This window comes from Aliiglaciecola litoralis (assembly GCF_039523355.1).
In the GTDB taxonomy this organism is placed as follows: domain Bacteria; phylum Pseudomonadota; class Gammaproteobacteria; order Enterobacterales; family Alteromonadaceae; genus Aliiglaciecola; species Aliiglaciecola litoralis.
On sequence record NZ_BAAAFD010000002.1, the window covers coordinates 620,592 to 637,979 of the forward strand.

General features: G+C 44.1%; 15 protein-coding genes. 5 read left to right on the forward strand and 10 right to left on the reverse strand.

What is annotated here, in order from left to right:
• Nucleotides 1-2: 2 nt before the first annotated feature.
• Entirely contained in the window at nt 3-1,547 is a 1,545-nt protein-coding gene (ilvA, locus tag ABD036_RS06495; protein ID WP_343857746.1) for a threonine ammonia-lyase, biosynthetic, read from the reverse strand.
• Nucleotides 1,548-3,395 (reverse strand): dihydroxy-acid dehydratase, encoded by a 1,848-nt coding sequence (gene ilvD, locus ABD036_RS06500; protein ID WP_343857748.1) that lies wholly within the window; start codon nt 3,393-3,395, stop codon nt 1,548-1,550.
• Between the two features lie 475 nt (nt 3,396-3,870).
• Between ilvD and ABD036_RS06505 the strand changes: the two genes are divergently transcribed.
• Nucleotides 3,871-4,503 (forward strand): trimeric intracellular cation channel family protein, encoded by a 633-nt coding sequence (locus ABD036_RS06505; RefSeq protein WP_343858020.1) that lies wholly within the window; start codon nt 3,871-3,873, stop codon nt 4,501-4,503.
• Nucleotides 4,504-4,674: 171 nt separating this feature from the next.
• Nucleotides 4,675-6,183: a YifB family Mg chelatase-like AAA ATPase gene (locus ABD036_RS06510; protein WP_343857750.1), complete on the forward strand. Its 1,509-nt coding sequence runs from the start codon at nt 4,675-4,677 to the stop codon at nt 6,181-6,183.
• 42 nt (nt 6,184-6,225) lie between these two features.
• Here ABD036_RS06510 and ilvY read toward each other — a convergent pair whose 3' ends face one another.
• Entirely contained in the window at nt 6,226-7,086 is an 861-nt protein-coding gene (ilvY, locus tag ABD036_RS06515; protein ID WP_343857752.1) for an HTH-type transcriptional activator IlvY, read from the reverse strand.
• A gap of 162 nt (nt 7,087-7,248) precedes the next feature.
• Between ilvY and ilvC the strand changes: the two genes are divergently transcribed.
• On the forward strand, nt 7,249-8,733 hold the full coding sequence (ilvC, locus tag ABD036_RS06520) for a ketol-acid reductoisomerase (RefSeq protein WP_343857754.1): 1,485 nt from the start codon (nt 7,249-7,251) through the stop codon (nt 8,731-8,733).
• Nucleotides 8,734-9,258: 525 nt separating this feature from the next.
• Nucleotides 9,259-9,591, forward strand: a complete 333-nt coding sequence (locus tag ABD036_RS06525; RefSeq protein ID WP_343857756.1) for a hypothetical protein — start codon at nt 9,259-9,261, stop codon at nt 9,589-9,591.
• 51 nt (nt 9,592-9,642) lie between these two features.
• On the opposite strand, the gene ABD036_RS06530 is transcribed toward ABD036_RS06525, so the two are convergent.
• The 5 genes from ABD036_RS06530 to ABD036_RS06550 form a co-directional block, all read right to left on the reverse strand.
• The gene (locus ABD036_RS06530) at nt 9,643-10,902 is read right to left on the reverse strand and encodes a multidrug effflux MFS transporter (RefSeq protein ID WP_343857758.1); all 1,260 of its coding nucleotides are present in this window, start codon (nt 10,900-10,902) and stop codon (nt 9,643-9,645) included.
• A gap of 240 nt (nt 10,903-11,142) precedes the next feature.
• Entirely contained in the window at nt 11,143-13,749 is a 2,607-nt protein-coding gene (locus ABD036_RS06535) for a TonB-dependent receptor plug domain-containing protein (RefSeq protein ID WP_343857760.1), read from the reverse strand.
• Nucleotides 13,750-14,054: 305 nt separating this feature from the next.
• Nucleotides 14,055-14,639 carry a carbonate dehydratase gene (can, locus tag ABD036_RS06540; protein ID WP_343857762.1) on the reverse strand — a complete coding sequence of 195 codons (585 nt, stop codon included), beginning with the start codon at nt 14,637-14,639 and terminating at the stop codon, nt 14,055-14,057.
• A gap of 78 nt (nt 14,640-14,717) precedes the next feature.
• Nucleotides 14,718-15,308, reverse strand: coding sequence for a hypothetical protein (locus tag ABD036_RS06545; protein ID WP_343857764.1), 591 nt, complete (start codon nt 15,306-15,308; stop codon nt 14,718-14,720).
• On the reverse strand, nt 15,298-15,792 hold the full coding sequence (locus tag ABD036_RS06550) for an RNA polymerase sigma factor (protein ID WP_343857766.1): 495 nt from the start codon (nt 15,790-15,792) through the stop codon (nt 15,298-15,300). The genes ABD036_RS06545 and ABD036_RS06550 overlap by 11 nt, the downstream gene beginning before the upstream one ends.
• Before the next feature lie 159 nt (nt 15,793-15,951).
• On the opposite strand from ABD036_RS06550, the gene ABD036_RS06555 reads away from it, so the two are divergent.
• Nucleotides 15,952-16,224 (forward strand): hypothetical protein, encoded by a 273-nt coding sequence (locus tag ABD036_RS06555; protein ID WP_343857768.1) that lies wholly within the window; start codon nt 15,952-15,954, stop codon nt 16,222-16,224.
• Between the two features lie 88 nt (nt 16,225-16,312).
• On the opposite strand, the gene ABD036_RS06560 is transcribed toward ABD036_RS06555, so the two are convergent.
• Together ABD036_RS06560 and ABD036_RS06565 are read right to left on the reverse strand one after the other, a co-directional pair.
• Nucleotides 16,313-16,750 carry a hypothetical protein gene (locus ABD036_RS06560; protein WP_343857770.1) on the reverse strand — a complete coding sequence of 146 codons (438 nt, stop codon included), beginning with the start codon at nt 16,748-16,750 and terminating at the stop codon, nt 16,313-16,315.
• 47 nt (nt 16,751-16,797) lie between these two features.
• The gene (locus tag ABD036_RS06565) at nt 16,798-17,310 is read right to left on the reverse strand and encodes a helix-turn-helix domain-containing protein (RefSeq protein ID WP_343857773.1); all 513 of its coding nucleotides are present in this window, start codon (nt 17,308-17,310) and stop codon (nt 16,798-16,800) included.
• Nucleotides 17,311-17,388 lie beyond the last annotated feature (78 nt).

The window sequence follows — 17,388 nt, forward strand, 5'->3', positions numbered from 1 at the left end:
GCCTAAGTGCTGGCACTTCCTGATAAGAAAAACTGATAGGCCGGGTTGTCGGTCTGTTCAGAATATTGATAACCCAACTTTTGTAAATGCTGATCAAACTCTTGCCGTGCGTTGGTTGGGATCTCAAACCCTGCCAGCACTAAACCTTCCGCCGCACCATGATTGCGATAATGGAACAAAGTAATATTCCAGTTCTCGCCTAAGGTTTCGAGGAACTTCATCAGTGCTCCTGGATACTCAGGAAACTCGAACGAAAATATATGTTCACTGATCAAGCTAGGTGGACGACCACCAACCATATATCGTACGTGAAGCTTGGCCATCTCATTTTCAGACAAATCGAAACAGGCATATCCGCTTTGGGTCAACACATGCTCTATTTGACGATATTCTTCTTTGCCAAAACGTAACTTGATCCCAACGAAAATGTGCGCTTCACCGTCACTCGCATAACGATAATTAAACTCCGTTATGGTGCGCCCACCGAGTAATTCACAAAATTGTTTAAATGCGCCGGTACGCTCGGGAATTTTTACCGCAAACACCGCTTCTTTTTGCTCACCTAACTCACATCGTTCTGACACATACCTTAGAGTATGAAAGTTGATGTTGGCACCGCATAAAATGCCACCAATTTTTTTGCCTTCAATACTATGTTGCTGCAAATATTTTCGAATACCTGCGACCGAAAGGGCTCCGGCTGGCTCGGCTATCACGCGGGTATCATCAAAAATATCCTTGATCGCGGCACAGATCTCGTCAGTGGTGACGGTAATCACCTCATCAACATATTGCTGACACAATCTAAACGGCTCAGAACCAATGGTTTTAACGGCAACACCATCGGCGAAAATCCCAACCGAGGGTAACGGCACAGGCTGACCGGCTATCAAAGCCGCCTGAAGACAGGCTGATTGATCTGACTCTACGGCGATAATTTTTAAGTCGGGTTTAAGTTGTTTTAAGAAAACGCTAATGCCTGCAGCTAATCCGCCACCACCCACAGCAATGAACAAGATATCCAGATCGGGAAGTTGTTCAAGTAGCTCTCTGCCTATAGTTCCTTGCCCAGCAATTACATCTTCATCATCAAAGGGCGCCACCATGGTGTAACCATTGACCTCGGACAATCGCAACGCTTCATCTTTGGCCTGATCAAAACTAGTACCATGAAGCACCACATGCGCATATTCGCCACCAAATCGGCGCACGGCATCAATTTTAATGTCTGGTGTGGTCTCCGGCATCACTATGGTAGCTTGGACTTTCTTGATCTTGGCAGAATAGGCCACGCCTTGAGCATGATTACCTGCAGATGCCGCTACGACCCCGGCTTGCAATTGCTGCTCGGTCAAACTGCACAGCTTGTTGTATGCCCCCCTTAACTTGAAGGATTTCACTGGTTGCTGGTCTTCTCGTTTTAGGTAAATGTCATTACCCAACGCAGCAGACAAGGTCACAAGTTTAGTCAACTCACTATTGACGGCGACATCGTAAACAGGCGCGAGTAAAATACGTTTTAAGTATTCATTGGCTGGTAAAGTCATTTAATCTTCCAATTTAGAAGCGTCACGCACCGCACCTTTATCGGCACTGGTAGCAAGCAAAGCAAAGGTTTTTAATGACAAAGACACCTTGCGTTCACGATGCTTTGGTTTCCACGGTTTTTCACTGGCTTCCATTTGTTCTCGTCGAGTTTGAAGATCTTGGTCGCTGATGCGCAAATTGATTGAACGATTAGGAATGTCGATATCAATAATATCGCCATCTTCAATCAACCCAATTGCGCCACCAGCAGCCGCTTCTGGGGACACGTGACCAATGGATAACCCTGAGGTTCCACCGGAGAATCGTCCATCGGTAACTAACGCGCAGTCTTTACCCAAGCCTTTGGACTTCAAGTAAGATGTGGGATACAACATTTCTTGCATACCAGGTCCGCCTTTGGGTCCCTCGTATCGAATAAACACCACTTCGCCAGCACTCACTTGGCCACTTAAAATGCCTTTCACGGCATCATCCTGACTTTCGTAAACACGAGCAGTGCCACTGAATGTATGAATAGATTTATCAACACCTGCGGTTTTCACGATACAACCGTTGAGAGCGATATTGCCATACAATACCGCCAATCCTCCCTCTTCGCTAAAAGCATGCTCACGGCTACGGATACAGCCATTTTGTCTGTCTATATCGGCGTCTGGATATCGGCAGCTTTGGCTAAATGCTTTGGTGGTGCGAATGCCTGCCGGACCCGCTTTATAAAATTCGAGTACATCATGACTAGGATCATCTGCAATATCCCACTCTTTAATCACCTCACCCATGGTTTTTCCCAGCACATGGTGAGTATCCGTATGCAATAGTCCGGCACGGTTTATCTCTGCCAAAATACCCATGACTCCGCCAGCGCGATGCACATCCTCCATATGGTACTGGGGAGTCGCAGGAGCAACCTTACATAGGTGCGGCACTTTGCGTGAAAGCCGATCAATATCTTGCATGGTAAAAGGGACTTCGCCTTCAATTGCGGCCGCCAATAGATGCAAGATGGTATTCGTAGAGCCGCCCATCGCAATATCCAAACTCATGGCATTTTCAAATGCTTTAAAGTTAGCAATATTGCGAGGTAACGCAGTTTCATCATCTTGTTGATAATACCTGCGACACAACTCAACGGCTTGCCGACCGGCTTGTTTAAATAATTCCTCGCGATCGGCGTGAGTGGCCAATAAGGAACCATTACCAGGTAAGGACAACCCCAAGGCCTCGGTCAAACAATTCATTGAATTGGCGGTAAACATGCCAGAACAAGAGCCACAGGTGGGGCAAGCTGAGCGTTCAATTTCATTTGAATCAGCATCGCTGACGTTGTCATCCGCGGCAGCGACCATGGCGTCGACCAAATCGAGCTTGATAATTTGATCAGACAGTTTGGTTTTCCCCGCTTCCATGGGACCGCCAGAGACAAAGACGACGGGCACATTCAGACGCATGGCCGCCATCAACATACCCGGCGTGATCTTGTCGCAATTCGAGATGCACACAATGGCGTCAGCACAATGGGCATTCACCATGTACTCGACCGAATCGGCAATGATCTCGCGCGATGGCAAGCTATACAACATGCCCGCGTGGCCCATAGCGATACCATCATCTACCGCGATGGTATTGAATTCTTTGGCGACACCACCGGCTTCTTCAATGGCACGTGCTACCAACTGCCCCATGTCTTTAAGATGAACATGACCTGGGACAAATTGGGTAAACGAATTAGACACCGCAATGATGGGTTTACCAAAGTCATTGTCTGTCATACCGGTGGCACGCCACAATGCGCGTGCGCCCGCCATGTTGCGCCCTTGAGTGGTGGTGGATGAACGTAACTTTGGCATTGTTGTACCCTTTTAGTAGAGAAGCACATATAGGTGCAAATAGATTAAATCTTATTTCGTTCTGAGCTGGTGTAAGCCGAAAACAAAAAACCCTTGCCGGTTAATGCAAGGGTTTCTTTTTGTGGCATGCCACACACTACTACCCTCGCTCGGAATGCTCCGGCGAACACATTATCGTAATATGCTCAAACTCGATAGGTAGAGTAAACATGGATCAAAAACTATTTGTCGTCACTGCTATAAGGAATAGCACGTATCCTATTCGCTGATCAAGTATTGTCAGTGTATAAGTTATACTCTCAATACTTCACTTAGCCATGAAGGCTTTGTATTACATAGCAAGCGCAAGATAACTATTCCAATAAGATTATCTAATAAAGACCTTAGAGGTGGATAAGCGACTGGATTTAGGCAGATAAGTCGGGCTATGTTAGAGTTTTACTTTGTCTTTTGAAGAAGCGCGTTTATGTTTTCAATGTCTGCCTGGTTTCATTGGATCGATCTCGCGGGCGTCGCAGTTTTCGCGATTTCCGGTACTTTAATGGCTCACCGTAAACACATGGATGGATTTGGTGTTGTAGTATTAGCAGCGGTTACTGCCATTGGCGGTGGCACACTCAGAGATATGATCTTAGATTTGCCGGTATTCTGGGTCAGTGATCCGAGTTTCTTTTACGTGATCCTATTGGCCGCCTTCGTGACTATCTTATGGCTACGTTTTCACAGTGAGTTTCCGCTGCGTTATCTACTGGTCGCGGATGCCTTTGGACTGGCATTTTTTAACGTTATGGGTCTGCAAAAAGCGCTGCAATACGGCGCGACGCCTTTTGTCGCTATCGCGTTAGGTGCAATGACGGGCGTATTTGGTGGCTTGATCCGTGATGTGATCTGTCGAGAAATTCCACTGGTTTTACGAGGCGAGCTCTATGCAACGGCCTGTATTATCGGTGGCGCAGCCTATGTACTAGCAACTCATCTTGATATAGATAGCGATATCACCTTGCTAATTGCGTTACTCACCACCTTGCTGGTGCGATTAGGTGCTATGCGTTGGTATTGGCATCTGCCAGTGTTCGCTGCTCATGAGGAGGATCCCAACCGTGATTAGCGTTGCTGAATACAATATCGGTCGTAGCATTGATATTGGGACGCTAGAATTTAGCAACAAGGCGCGGCTAAACCTCCCACTTTCGCTAAAAACTGTACCCATTGAAGTGGCACATCTTCAAATTTAACACTAGCTTTAAGCATGCAATAGATCATACATAGGGAATTGTAGATGTCACTTGCGGTTGTTTACTCCAGAGCCTCGGTAGGCATTGATGCGCCTTTGGTGACCATCGAAGTGCACCTTGCTAACGGCTTACCCGCGTTCAATTTAGTCGGTTTGGCCGCGGCAGCGGTGCGCGAATCAAAAGAGCGAGTGAGAAGCGCACTTATCAACTCCGGTTTCGAATTTCCAGCCAAGCGTATTACGGTGAATTTGGCCCCTGCTGATTTACCCAAAGAAGGGGGACGTTTTGATCTTGCAATAGCGATAGGCATAATCGCAGCTTGTGGCCTATTACCAGACACAGATTTAAGCCAATATGAGATGGTTGGTGAACTGGCATTAACCGGTCAAATTCGCACTGTCTGTGGCGCACTGCCATTCAATTATGCCTGCACAAACGCTAAACGAATTGCCCTTTTGCCATTGCAAAACGCCGACGAAGCCTTGCTGGTAAACAACAGCCAGGTGTTTGGTGTTACATCACTCAGTGATCTTTATTTGCACTTAAGCGGACGTAAGCGACTCACTCCATCTGAGCACAAAAGGGTGGAGTGTCAACATGATTACCAAGCTGACATGGCAGATATTAAAGGCCAACAATTAGCCAAAAGAGCGCTAGAGATAAGCGCGGCGGGCATGCATAACATATTGTTTTGTGGGCCGCCGGGTACCGGTAAAACCATGCTAGCAAAAAGATTGATGACCTTATTACCTCCCATGGACCAACAGCAAGCGCTACAAACAGCCACTATACGCTCAGTTGCAGGCCAGCCAATTGATTTGACTAAGTGGACCCAGCGACCTTTTCGACAGCCTCATCACACAGCCTCTTCTATTGCGTTAGTTGGAGGTGGCAGTAATCCCAAGCCTGGCGAGATCAGCCTAGCTCATCACGGCGTGTTGTTTCTCGATGAGCTACCGGAATTTGAACGTCATGTATTAGATGTGCTGCGTGAGCCAATGGAAGCGGGAAAAATCTCTATTTCCCGCGCCGCAAAGCATGTTTGTTTCCCAGCACAATTTCAATTGGTAGCGGCGATGAATCCCAGCCCAACTGGGGCCTTACATGACGGTAGAAGTACATCAGAACAGGTACTGCGCTATATCAACAGAATATCCACTCCCTTTCTAGATCGCATTGACTTACAAGTCGATGTACCAAAACTATCTAGTAAGGAGCTTTTTGCTGGCAATGATGACCAGCAAGAGTCCAGCAAACAGATTCGAATTAGGGTGTTAGGTGCCCACCAACAACAATATCAGCGAGCAAACAAAAGTAATGCCCAACTCAATACTCAAGAGTTAGATACTTACTGCGTGCTGAGCTCGGCAGATCAGAGGTTTATGCAAACCTCAATGGAACAATTAGGATTGTCGATGCGCAGTTACCATAGAACCATTAAAGTGGCGCGCACAATCGCCGATTTAGCGTCGTGTCAGCATATTCAGCGCAAACACTTATCTGAAGCGCTGAGTTATCGCGCGTTGGATAACATTATTCAACAGCTTAAATAACGCAAGATTGCAAAGTAGTGTTGCTCATCTGCTAGCAAAAGCTTAGTTTGCGTGATCAACCCAAGCCTTTATTAGCGGCTCGTCTACCCGCGATGCTAGACAGCACAGGCCCAATTTATAGGGCTCTATATTATTGATAGGGATACGATTAATTTTGTGCGCGACAACTGAATTATCAAGTACCACCTGCGGTACTATCCCAAGCCCACATCCAAGTGCGACCATGCTGACAATGGCCTCATTACCGCCAACAGTGGCATATACTCTGGGTCGTATGCCAATTTCACTAAACCAATGATGAACAATACGTTTTGACGGCCCTGACTCCGGTAACACCACCGCATGATCACGCCAATTGACTTGTTCAAGTGCGGAGAGTTGGCTGTCTTTTGGTGCAATGAGTAACAGCGGAATGGTATCAATAGGAAAGAACGCGATGTCTTTTGACATATCTGGCGTATACACCGCTATCGCCACATCCGCATCTTGCTGCATCACTTTAGCCAGCGATAAATTATGATCACCGGTGGTCAGTTTAACTTCAACGTTTGGGTGATTCTGACGAAATAGATTAAGCATGGCTGGTAAATGACTATGACTAGCTGTTACCGAGCAAAATAATCTAATCTCGCCACTGAGCATGGGGTTAAGTTGGTCAAACTCAGCTTTCAAGCTATGCCACTCACTTAAGGTTTTGTGACTAAAGTGAGCCAATTTTTCGCCTGCTAAGGTCAGCTTTACTTTGCGATTATCACGAATAAATAACGCTGTACCGCAATCTTCTTCCAAACGTTGGATTGCTCGACTTAAGGTCGATGGACTGACGTACATCGCAGCCGCGGTTTTGCCAAAATGCAAACTTGTCGCCAGATGTTGAAACAGCTGTAAGGTACGTAGGTCCATATCATTTCACTTTTTGCAACACAGTGTTGCAAATATATCATTTTATTCAACAAAGCAGAACGATTATGCTCTGCTTATCAAAAGTCGTCACTGACTTGATAGGTAACACACTAAGTTGAAAGACTTAGCGAGAATAGACTTTTTAATGTAAACAGGAATTCCATGGCAAATTATTTTAATACTTTATCTTTGCGTCAGCAGCTTGACCAATTAGGACGCTGCCGATTTATGCAAAAAAACGAATTTGCCGACGGTTGTGATTTTCTCAAAGGCAAGAACATCGTTATTGTTGGTTGTGGCGCTCAAGGCCTAAACCAAGGTCTTAATATGCGCGATTCAGGCTTGAACGTAAGTTACGCTTTGCGTCAGGCTGCCATAGATGAAAAACGCGACTCTTATCAACGCGCCAGTGGTAATGGCTTTACCGTGGGAACCTACCAACAGCTTATTCCTGATGCTGATTTGGTTTATAACTTAACGCCTGACAAACAACATTCGAGCGTCGTCGAAGCGGTTATGCCGTTAATGAAACAAGGTGCCGCGCTGGGCTATTCCCATGGCTTTAACATTGTTGAGGAAGGACAACAGATCCGTTCAGATATAACAGTGGTAATGTGTGCGCCTAAGTGTCCTGGCACCGAAGTGAGAGAAGAATACAAACGCGGTTTTGGTGTTCCAACCTTAATTGCGGTTCATCCTGAAAATGATCCTCAAAGCCAAGGTTGGGATATTGCCAAAGCCTTAGCCTCAGCCACTGGAGGTGATCGCGCTGGCGTTTTAGAGTCGTCTTTTGTCGCGGAAGTAAAATCAGACTTAATGGGTGAGCAAACGATTTTATGTGGTATGCAACAAACCGCGGCAATTCTAGCGTTCGAGAAGATGACGTCTGACGGCATTGACCCCGCGTATGCAGGCGCGTTGATCCAGTTTGGCTTAGAGACAATAACTGAAGCGCTCAAGATTGGCGGAGTGACTAATATGATGGACCGCCTATCGAATCCAGCCAAGTTGAAAGCGTGTCAGTTATCAGATCAACTGACTGCTTTATTACGTCCATTATTTGAAAAACATCAAGATGATATTATCAGTGGAGAATTCTCCAAAACCATGATGGAAGACTGGGCAAATGGCGATCTAAACTTGCTTAAATGGCGAGAAGAGACGGGTCAATGTGGTTTTGAAAATGCCCCTCAATACACTGATAAAATTGATGAGCAAACATTTTTCGACCAAAGTATCTTTATCGTCGCAATGATAAAAAGTGGTGTCGAATTGGCATTTGATGTGATGGTTGAAGCCGGAATCTTGCCTGAATCAGCCTATTACGAATCGTTGCATGAAACGCCATTAATCTCTAATACGATTGCGCGTAAACGTTTATATGAAATGAATGTGGTGATTTCCGATACTGCCGAGTATGGCAATTATTTGTTTGCTAATGCAGCGATCCCACTTTTACGGGAAAAACTCATGCCTTCTATCACGTCTGAGTTGATTGGTAAGGGACTAAAATCCGGCTCAAATAGCGTGGATAACAAAGCATTAGTTGAAGCTAATTGCGCTATACGCAATCACGGCGTTGAGGAAATTGGTGAAAAATTACGAGGTTATATGACCGATATGAAGGCCATCGTCGATGCGGCCTAGTCATGTGACTCGCTCTTTTCTGTCGTTAGGTGCTTAAACCAAGCCCTTTTGCCCGGTCATTTGGCCGGGCTTTTTATGTTTTGGTCAATTAAATTACCAAAGAGATGGTATTTGCGGAAAATATGCAGCATAAGCTGGAAATTTATTACATTCTCGTATTAACTCTATGATCCGCGGCATTTTATAGCTGGGTTTAACGTGTATAATGCTGGGGTTTCTACCAATAGCGGCGTAGAATAAAAATAGTCGCCAAATTGATACAATATAAAACAGTTCAGAAGTTAGTGGTTAAGAGGCTGATTTATAAAGGAAAAATGGTTTTTTGTGAGCTTAATACTGTTAATAAATAGAATTTTAGGTTGTGTGTAGTATCTGATTGAACACAGACTTTTAGTTTGGATTTTTCTGAAACGTTATCTTTAAAGGGCTGAAAAGTTGGCCTATGTATTGCAACAGCGACTGCTGGTGCGGTTAAAAAAGCGTTTCCAATATTATAAGTATAAAAAGTTCTAAGTGGGGAACATTATGAATTCATCGGTATCGCGGTTCACTCAAATGGGTGATTGGATTTTCGAAGTTAAAATGGTTAGAGCACTGCGGGTTAAAAAGTACGGCGAACCGTACACGGCGTTGGCGACGCTAACGGCAAACGGTGAGTCAATGTACATTGATAGCCAGTTAACCCGTGAAAATGAAGACTTTTCTCGCAAAGATTTCCTGACGTTCTATAAATTTTGCCAAGCCTTAGAAATGAAAAACGTGATTTACGACAAAGTTAAAAACGGCGTACGCCATCCACGAGTAGTAGATATTGTAGAGAATGTTAAACCCTCACCAATTGTTCGTCTCGTTAAATAAAATTTATTTCACTTCCAAACAATAGACTGCAGACTTATTGAACTCGCTTCATTAAGGCTGTCGCTCGACTGTTCGAGTCACGCAAACAGGCTGTTGTTCTGCTTTGCCTGCGAATAGAACACAGAACAAAGAAACAACTGCAAACGTCAGAAAGCCTATCGCAATAGGCTCAATTCCAGATATCACAAAACTGTTAATAAATAATGCGATGGGAACCGAAAACCCACTACTCAAACAGCCGATTATTGCAGCTCCTAAGCCAGCAATGTGCCCCAGAGGCAGCATTGCCATAGAATTCAAATTGCCAAACAAAATACCAATAAAAAAGAAGTTCACAAATAGTAACGACACCGTGAGATACAAGGGTGGCAGCCCGTTAAAGTGAAACGACGCTAATACCAATAAAAACGAAATCAGGGTATTCCCACACAACGCCCATAGACAGAGTTTGCGCATTCCGAGACGCATCACTAATGCACCATTAATAAAAGACGCAAATCCTATTGAGAACGCCAACAAGGCAAAGTACAGCGGAAACCAATCACCAACATCGTAGAAATCTTCAAACAAGGTCTGTGACGCGCTTAGGTACGATAAAAAGGCGCCAAAGATGAATCCCATGGACAATGTATACAGCATCACTTGTTTGTGGGTTAAAATAAACCAACTTGAGCGTGATAGCTGCCCCCATGAAAACGGATGGCGTTTTGATTTTGGCAAGGTTTCAGGTTGGCGGCTGAAAAACCAAATTCCAGCAATTGAACCTATGACCAGAAACGACGTGAAAATCTCCCGCCAAGACGCGAACAACAGGATCCCTTTACCAAAGGCTGGGGCTAACATAGGAACTAAGATAAACACCATCATAATGAAAGACATGACTCTGGCCATCGCTTCACCAGCGTACTGATCGCGGATCAGTGCGATAGTGGCAATTCTAGGTCCAGAAACGCCAAAAGCTTGTACCACGCGGCCGAATAAGAGAATTTCCATCGACGGCGCATACATACATATCACAGTACCAATGGCATAAATGATCAAACCCGATAAAATTGCCGCACGGCGACCTTTGGTGTCTGAATAAGGTCCGTAATACAGTTGTCCAAACGCCATACCAAGAAAAAATAACGAGACAATCATGTGCGTGTGTTGAGGACTATCGCTATTAAGATCAGTGCCAATTTGATTTAGCGCTGGCAACATAGCGTCAATACTTAACGCCACGAGCGAGGTCAGAAATGCCATCAAAGCAACAAACTCAACCAATCCCAGCGCTGGCTTAATATTTTCTTTAGCTATGTTTTGCGCCATTTCAAGCCTATTCCTAAGTGAGCATGTCGAGATCAAGCATGATGAATTTAAAATGTAACCTGAACTGTGGATAATTTAAAAACACGGGAAATAAAAAAGCGACCTGCTCATCTGTTGGCAAGTCGCTTTCGATCGCAAGTATATCACATTGTCTTCTGGATACGCTGCTTTGATAAACAAAGATACACAAAAAAGGGACGCAAACTGCGTCCCTTGATCATGATTAGAGTCTAGCTAAGATTAGAATTTGTATGCCGCTTGTGCATAAACAAATCTACCTTGGCCATTGTGAATTGAATTCACGTAACCGACAAACTCATGATGGCTAAACGGAGGTTCTTCGTTGAACAAATTCGTCGCGCCCAACGTTAACGTAGTGTTTTCAATTCCACGATAGTTGAATACCAAATCAACCGTTGTCATTGAATCCACTGTTTTATCACCGAATCCTGAATCAGCATCACCGGCAAACTCGCCAATGTAGTTAATTGCCAAAGTCGCGCTCAGATCTTCCATGGTCCAATCCATTGACGTGGTATGACGCACTTCAGGTTGTTCGAACTCGCCTTCACTGAGATTCAAACGTTTGCCGCCATCGGCATCCGGACGAAACTCTTCAAACTTCAACACATAGTTCATTACAAAACCAAAGCGGAATGAGCCCATGTCAGATTCAAGTTTGTAGCCCACATCTAAATCGATACCTGAGGTTTCTAAATCACCAATATTTTGGAACGAGTCATAAACTCGAACGACTTCACCTGGATCACTAGGGTCAGAGGTTGGAATACGCTCAACCACAGTTGGATCATCACCGAAGTTAGTGAATACAAACTGGGTATCAGAATCGATGATGTTTTCAATATCGTAGTTGTAGTAGTCGATTGAAAAATCGAGATCTTCAGTCACTTCTAAGATCATACCTAAGTTATAGCTCGAAGATTCTTCTGGACCTAACTGCGGGTTACCGGCGAACACGGCAGTGTATTCAGCAGGCTGACAACCTAGTCCTACCGCCTCACAGCGTACAGTATCAACTAAGTTAGGCGATTCATCTGTTCTACCTAAGCCCAATTGATGTAACGAAGGTGCTCTAAACGCGGTGCCATAAGAACCACGGAAAGACAAGGTATCCGTTGGCGCCCACAAAAATGATATTTTTGGATCTGTAGTGGTACCAAAATCACTGTAATTTTCGTGTCTTACAGCAAACTGTACTTCCAACTCTTCGGTCACCGGAATCGCGAATTCGGCAGAAAGTGACTTGCTATCACGACTACCATTAGCTTGCGTCGCCTCAGTACCAAACACGTCGCCGCGAAGGAACTGGTCATCTGGGTTATCACTAATTGCTTCTTCGCGATATTCAGCTTTAACCGCTAGCAAGACTTCGCCAGCATCCATCTCCATCAACGGGCCAGAAAAAGTCACATCAAAGGTTTTGTTAGTGGACTTACCGACGCGAGTTGTCGTGGTTTCAATGTAATCAAGAGACTCTTGAGAATTTTGTGAAGGCTCAAAGGGGTTCCATGATTCATTATCAATGGCTTCTTGGATGCGACGAGAGTTAGGGAACCCATCTACACCACGCTCTACAGATTCGCTTTTGATGTAACTATAAGCCGCTTCCCAATTCCAGCTTTCGATATCACCGTTTAACCCTACAATGGTGCGATAGTAATCGGTGTCGACACGCTTTTCACGGTTACCAATGTCCACTGTACGGCGGCGCATGGTTAGGTCTTGACCAAAAAATTCATGGGATGGATCGTCAGCGAAAGGATGATTGGCATTATCGCCATCCATAAACAATTCATTGAAGCTTGGGCTACCCGCACCGCGTACGATGGATTTTGAATTCTGACCGTTGAAATCGATGAAGGCACGCACAGAATCGTTAATCTCATAACGACCAAGATAGTTGAAACTAAAACGCTCTGCATCGGGGATCATGGTCATCACTGGCGCATAATCGTAGCGGCAAAGCACATTGACACGATCGATATCTTCGGCTGGACAACGGTCATTACCAAACTCATCGATAATACGATTGGTTGGATCAGAGCGCAGTGCAATCGTACCTGGAATACCTGATGAACTTCTAAAATCAACCGCATCTGGATCATTCGGTCTTAAAGCTGCTTGGTTGGCAGAACGAGAGTAATCACGGTCGCCATACAACACTTCTTCACGATCAAAGTAATCAAGAATGAAGGTATGTTTAAACTTGTCGTCACTGGTTCCCCAGATCAAGCTGACATTTTGTTCTTTACCGCCACCATCGGCAGTTGTGCCTAATTTAGCGGAAATTTCTGCGCCGTCGTAATCATCACGCAAAATGACGTTAATAACACCCGCGATAGCGTCAGAACCATAGGTTGCCGATGCACCGTCTTTCAGAATGTCGACCTGTTTAATTGCTGACAAAGGTATGTTATTGATATCAACAAACGCAGTATCGATTCCTTTGGCAAAAGGCGACACCGACACACGGCGACCATTGATAAGTATTAAGGTAGAGTCTGCACCTAAACCGCGTAATGATACACTGGAGCCACCGTTGGCTGTGTCATCACTGCTGTTGCCTTGGGTGGAGAAGGTACCTTGACCAGAAATGGGTAATTTGGTGAAAAGGCTGATTAAATCAGTAACACCGCTTTTAGCTATTTGATCGGCACCTATGGTGGTCACAGGTGAAGGACCTTCCATATCAGTACGTTTGATCAGAGAACCGGTGACGGATATTTTTTCGATTGATTCATTTTGTTGGGCAAAGGCCGAAGTGTTTCCAAGTGCAAAACAGACCGCTGCTGAGGTTGCTGCTAACTTCAATATCTTTCTATTCATGTGAATGCTCCCTAGTATTGACTTTATGTCCACTAACCCCGTGAACTTTTTTATAGTAATCCACTGTAACTCAATGTAATTTTTTTAAATTTTACTTGAGCAACAATACGTTTATATCACAGGATAAATAATTACTCTTGGTAATTTTTGTGATGATTACCGGTAAAACTGTAAGTGAATATTTACATTAAAATAATGTTATCCAAAGCACAAGAAGTTGATGATCTATAAAGAGAATTTTGACTTGCAAATTTTGATCTGAAGAAGATTGATCAATCTTTGGGTATGCAGCCTAAGAGAGTAAGTTAATGTTGACTGAGATCTTTTAATAAGCCATTTTTCAAACTGTAAATAAGACTATGCACATGCAAGTCTTGACCGCGTTTGAGCGCCTCTTTGACAATGCTATTACGACGTACATTTTCGGCCTGCTCTAGGACATTGATCTCACACATCCGAGCGGATTTTTGCTCACCGCTAAGTTGACTTAATTCATCATCGTACTTTTGACTTAAGTCGCGAATATGACCTAACCAATTGTCTATCAAGCCTTTCGTGCCACCTACCAACGAAGCTTCCACACCGCCACAGCCATAGTGGCCGCACACGATAATATGTTTTACTTTTAGCACTTCCACCGCATATTGCAGTACCGACAAACAGTTAAAATCAGTGTGGATCACCAAATTAGCCACATTACGATGCACAAATACATCGCCCGGCGGTAAATTCAGGATCTGGTTTGCTGGCACGCGGCTATCAGAGCACCCTATCCACAAATATCGTGGCGTTTGCCTTGCAACTAATGATTCAAAAAAGCTGGGATCGTTGCTCTTTTGCGCCTCAGACCACTTGCGATTGCTTTCAAGTAACTGTTTGATTTCGTTCATGGAATGAGTCTAATGTATTTAACCGGTGAATAATACAAAAACAAGGTCCAACGAGTTCGATTGTGCTTTGCAGCCATTTCAAGCCACCCAGCGGGCGTCAAAATCAGCCAGCAACCTTTTAAATTTTTGTTCACGTTTATGCGCCCAAATCCAAGTGGCAGGTAGGAACACCAGGCTGGTTACAAACAGCAATTTACTTTTTCGCCACAACACGTCTGGGCTGACGTACTCGCCTAAATAAGCTACGACTATATATGTGAGGAAAACCACGGGCACGACCCAGCAAAGTAGCTTATTGTAATGAGCGATTCGAATGTTCTGTCGATACTGCATTTTCATTCGATACACAAAATCTTGTGTGGATGTGCCGCCATCGTCAAACCCTAACGAGAAGCGACGCAGCCACACTATAAAAACAAACCATCCGGTCATCAGCGCAAAAAGACCGCTCAGCCACACAAATTCAAAAGTACTTAATTCCTTAGGGAAAAAGTAAATAACGAGTGGAAAAAGCATCAATGCCATCGCATCCATAAGGCTATACATATATTGCTTTATACGAGTCAATTTCCATTGACGGGATAGCGCTTTTACATCGATAGTTGTGGTTTGCTGTTGCTGCCACAGCTTATCTAGATTATCGGGTTCATTGCTCATGTTATTGCTCATAATTTAGTTGCTCCATTAGCGTTCTCTTGGCTCGATTGAGGATAACGCCAACATTGACACTGCTTACGCCGCAGACTTCAGCGATTTCTTGATAACTTAACCCTTCCATAGACATAGTGACTATTTGCCGTGCTTGCATTGGTAATCTTCGTACCGCTTGGAGTAAATCGCTAACGTTGGATTGTTGGTCAATAACGCTTTCTGCCGAAATCCCAATAGCTGAACTTGGGTTGTCTATTTCACAGTAACTTTCGTTATTAGGTTGCTTAGCATGATAGGCCACATGGGTTACTGCTTTGTTGTGAGCAACACGCAGAATATAGGTTTTGACACTGCTATTGCCTTTGAAAGCTCGCATGGCTTGCCAGACTGCCAAACTGATTTCCTGTAACAGTTCCTGCTGTAAATGCGGGTTTGCCTCGTAACTTGAGGCAACCCGGCTCAACAATGGGCCGTGCTCAGTAATTATAGAATCGAATTCCATGTGGCTAATTTCGCGTCCTGTCACATCAATAAAATCAAAGTGTTATGCCTAGTAGTCTGCAACAGATCAACTTTATTACAAAATTTTTGTAATAATTTTGAGGCAATGATGACTAGTGTGATTGAACGTTATTTAATTCGCACTTGGAGAAAATAAACTATGACGACACTACAGATAGCATTAATTGGATTTGGTTGTATTTCATTATACTTAGCTATGGCCTGGCTAGACAGTAAGAAACAATGGAAGTTAATCGATTGGTTCAATGGTGAAACCAGCAACCCCTTTATCAGCGATAAGGTTGCCCAAGCTCAGGCGACCATATCCGATAAAGACGCTGAAATTGCAGAGCTAAAAGAACGTATTCAAATTCTTGAGAAAATTGTTACTGAGCCTGCATATGAGCTCAACAAAAAAATCAATTCGTTGTAATGATGCTAGCTAACCTAAAGGGTAGGATAAAATACCTGATACCAAAGGTGTCGCCTTGGTATCAGGCTAAACGAGATTATTGCTATTTTTAGGGCTTTTTTAATAACGCTAACTTGGCTCCTAAACCACACATTAAAAATGGCCCAATGATTTTTGCAGCTTGATGAAGTAATTGGTGTTCTGGGTGAAGCATAATACTAATTGCACCATACACTGCCAGACATGACGCTAAAATAAGTGCGGTATTATAGTGGTTACTGCCCGCTTTTTTGGTGGCCAACCATCCACAAAATAACGCACTCAAACCTCCCAATAAGCTAGTGTAAAGCGCTAAACTCACATCCTTATCCATCAGCAAACTAATTTGTTGTGAACTCAAATTGCTAATATCGTTGTTTGCCATCCATGTAGATGACAAAAACACGCTGCCAATCACGGTAATAATTAAGTAAATAATCAGTCCTAAAAGACTCCATTTAATCGAAAGATTTGCTGGTTTAGTCGCCGTATACGTTTGTGTAGACATAAAAATCCCCTTAGCAATTAAGCTAATAATTTAAAATGAGTTAAAAATTAGTGAAATTTAGACAGTGAAATTAGGTCAGCTTTGTAGGCGCGATAAGCTAAACCGAGAAGGCCAAGCAAGAATCCACCAGCAACCAGATCTTTGAAGAACACAAACTGTTCTTGATCAATGCGATTTTCTGAATAGGCAATGAATACCCCAGCAAAGCCGATGGCAGCAGAAACGATGATCACCGTAAGGGTTATCAAAAATTGCTTGCGGATTTCAGCTGTCGAAGCTGGGTTTTGCGTTGTTTCAACACTTTGCTGAGTTATCACAGGTTGCTCTAATTGAGCAGCCGTTAACGGGGTTGTGTCATTTGTCTCAGGTAAAAGGCTTTCACAGTCTATATCTAAAACCGAGGCAATGCCTTTGATAGTTTCTTGTGAAGCGACCGATTTTGCCTCAACTCGCTGCAGAGTGCGTAGACTGATCCCTGCCATTTCTGCCATCTGAAGTTGTGACCAGCAGCGTTGTTCGCGAAGTTGCTTTATTTTTTGAGCGTTTATTTGCATTTTCATTGTTTCGGCTTCCTTGGTTGTAGTCGAGCTATCAGACTAGCAATCAAACCGAATTCCTATGACGACAGTTATAGGTTA

What these genes read in the sequence shown, in the direction of transcription:
- ABD036_RS06560 (WP_343857770.1), bottom strand. Translation starts at nt 16,750, where the DNA reads ATGTCTACACAAACGTATACGGCGACTAAACCAGCAAATCTTTCGATT.
- ilvC (WP_343857754.1), top strand. Translation starts at nt 7,249, where the DNA reads ATGGCAAATTATTTTAATACTTTATCTTTGCGTCAGCAGCTTGACCAA.
- can (WP_343857762.1), bottom strand. Translation starts at nt 14,639, where the DNA reads ATGAACGAAATCAAACAGTTACTTGAAAGCAATCGCAAGTGGTCTGAG.
- ilvY (WP_343857752.1), bottom strand. Translation starts at nt 7,086, where the DNA reads ATGGACCTACGTACCTTACAGCTGTTTCAACATCTGGCGACAAGTTTG.
- ilvD (WP_343857748.1), bottom strand. Translation starts at nt 3,395, where the DNA reads ATGCCAAAGTTACGTTCATCCACCACCACTCAAGGGCGCAACATGGCG.
- ABD036_RS06565 (WP_343857773.1), bottom strand. Translation starts at nt 17,310, where the DNA reads ATGAAAATGCAAATAAACGCTCAAAAAATAAAGCAACTTCGCGAACAA.
- ABD036_RS06545 (WP_343857764.1), bottom strand. Translation starts at nt 15,308, where the DNA reads ATGAGCAATAACATGAGCAATGAACCCGATAATCTAGATAAGCTGTGG.
- ilvA (WP_343857746.1), bottom strand. Translation starts at nt 1,547, where the DNA reads ATGACTTTACCAGCCAATGAATACTTAAAACGTATTTTACTCGCGCCT.
- ABD036_RS06510 (WP_343857750.1), top strand. Translation starts at nt 4,675, where the DNA reads ATGTCACTTGCGGTTGTTTACTCCAGAGCCTCGGTAGGCATTGATGCG.
- ABD036_RS06535 (WP_343857760.1), bottom strand. Translation starts at nt 13,749, where the DNA reads ATGAATAGAAAGATATTGAAGTTAGCAGCAACCTCAGCAGCGGTCTGT.
- ABD036_RS06555 (WP_343857768.1), top strand. Translation starts at nt 15,952, where the DNA reads ATGACGACACTACAGATAGCATTAATTGGATTTGGTTGTATTTCATTA.
- ABD036_RS06530 (WP_343857758.1), bottom strand. Translation starts at nt 10,902, where the DNA reads ATGGCGCAAAACATAGCTAAAGAAAATATTAAGCCAGCGCTGGGATTG.
- ABD036_RS06505 (WP_343858020.1), top strand. Translation starts at nt 3,871, where the DNA reads ATGTCTGCCTGGTTTCATTGGATCGATCTCGCGGGCGTCGCAGTTTTC.
- ABD036_RS06550 (WP_343857766.1), bottom strand. Translation starts at nt 15,792, where the DNA reads ATGGAATTCGATTCTATAATTACTGAGCACGGCCCATTGTTGAGCCGG.
- ABD036_RS06525 (WP_343857756.1), top strand. Translation starts at nt 9,259, where the DNA reads ATGAATTCATCGGTATCGCGGTTCACTCAAATGGGTGATTGGATTTTC.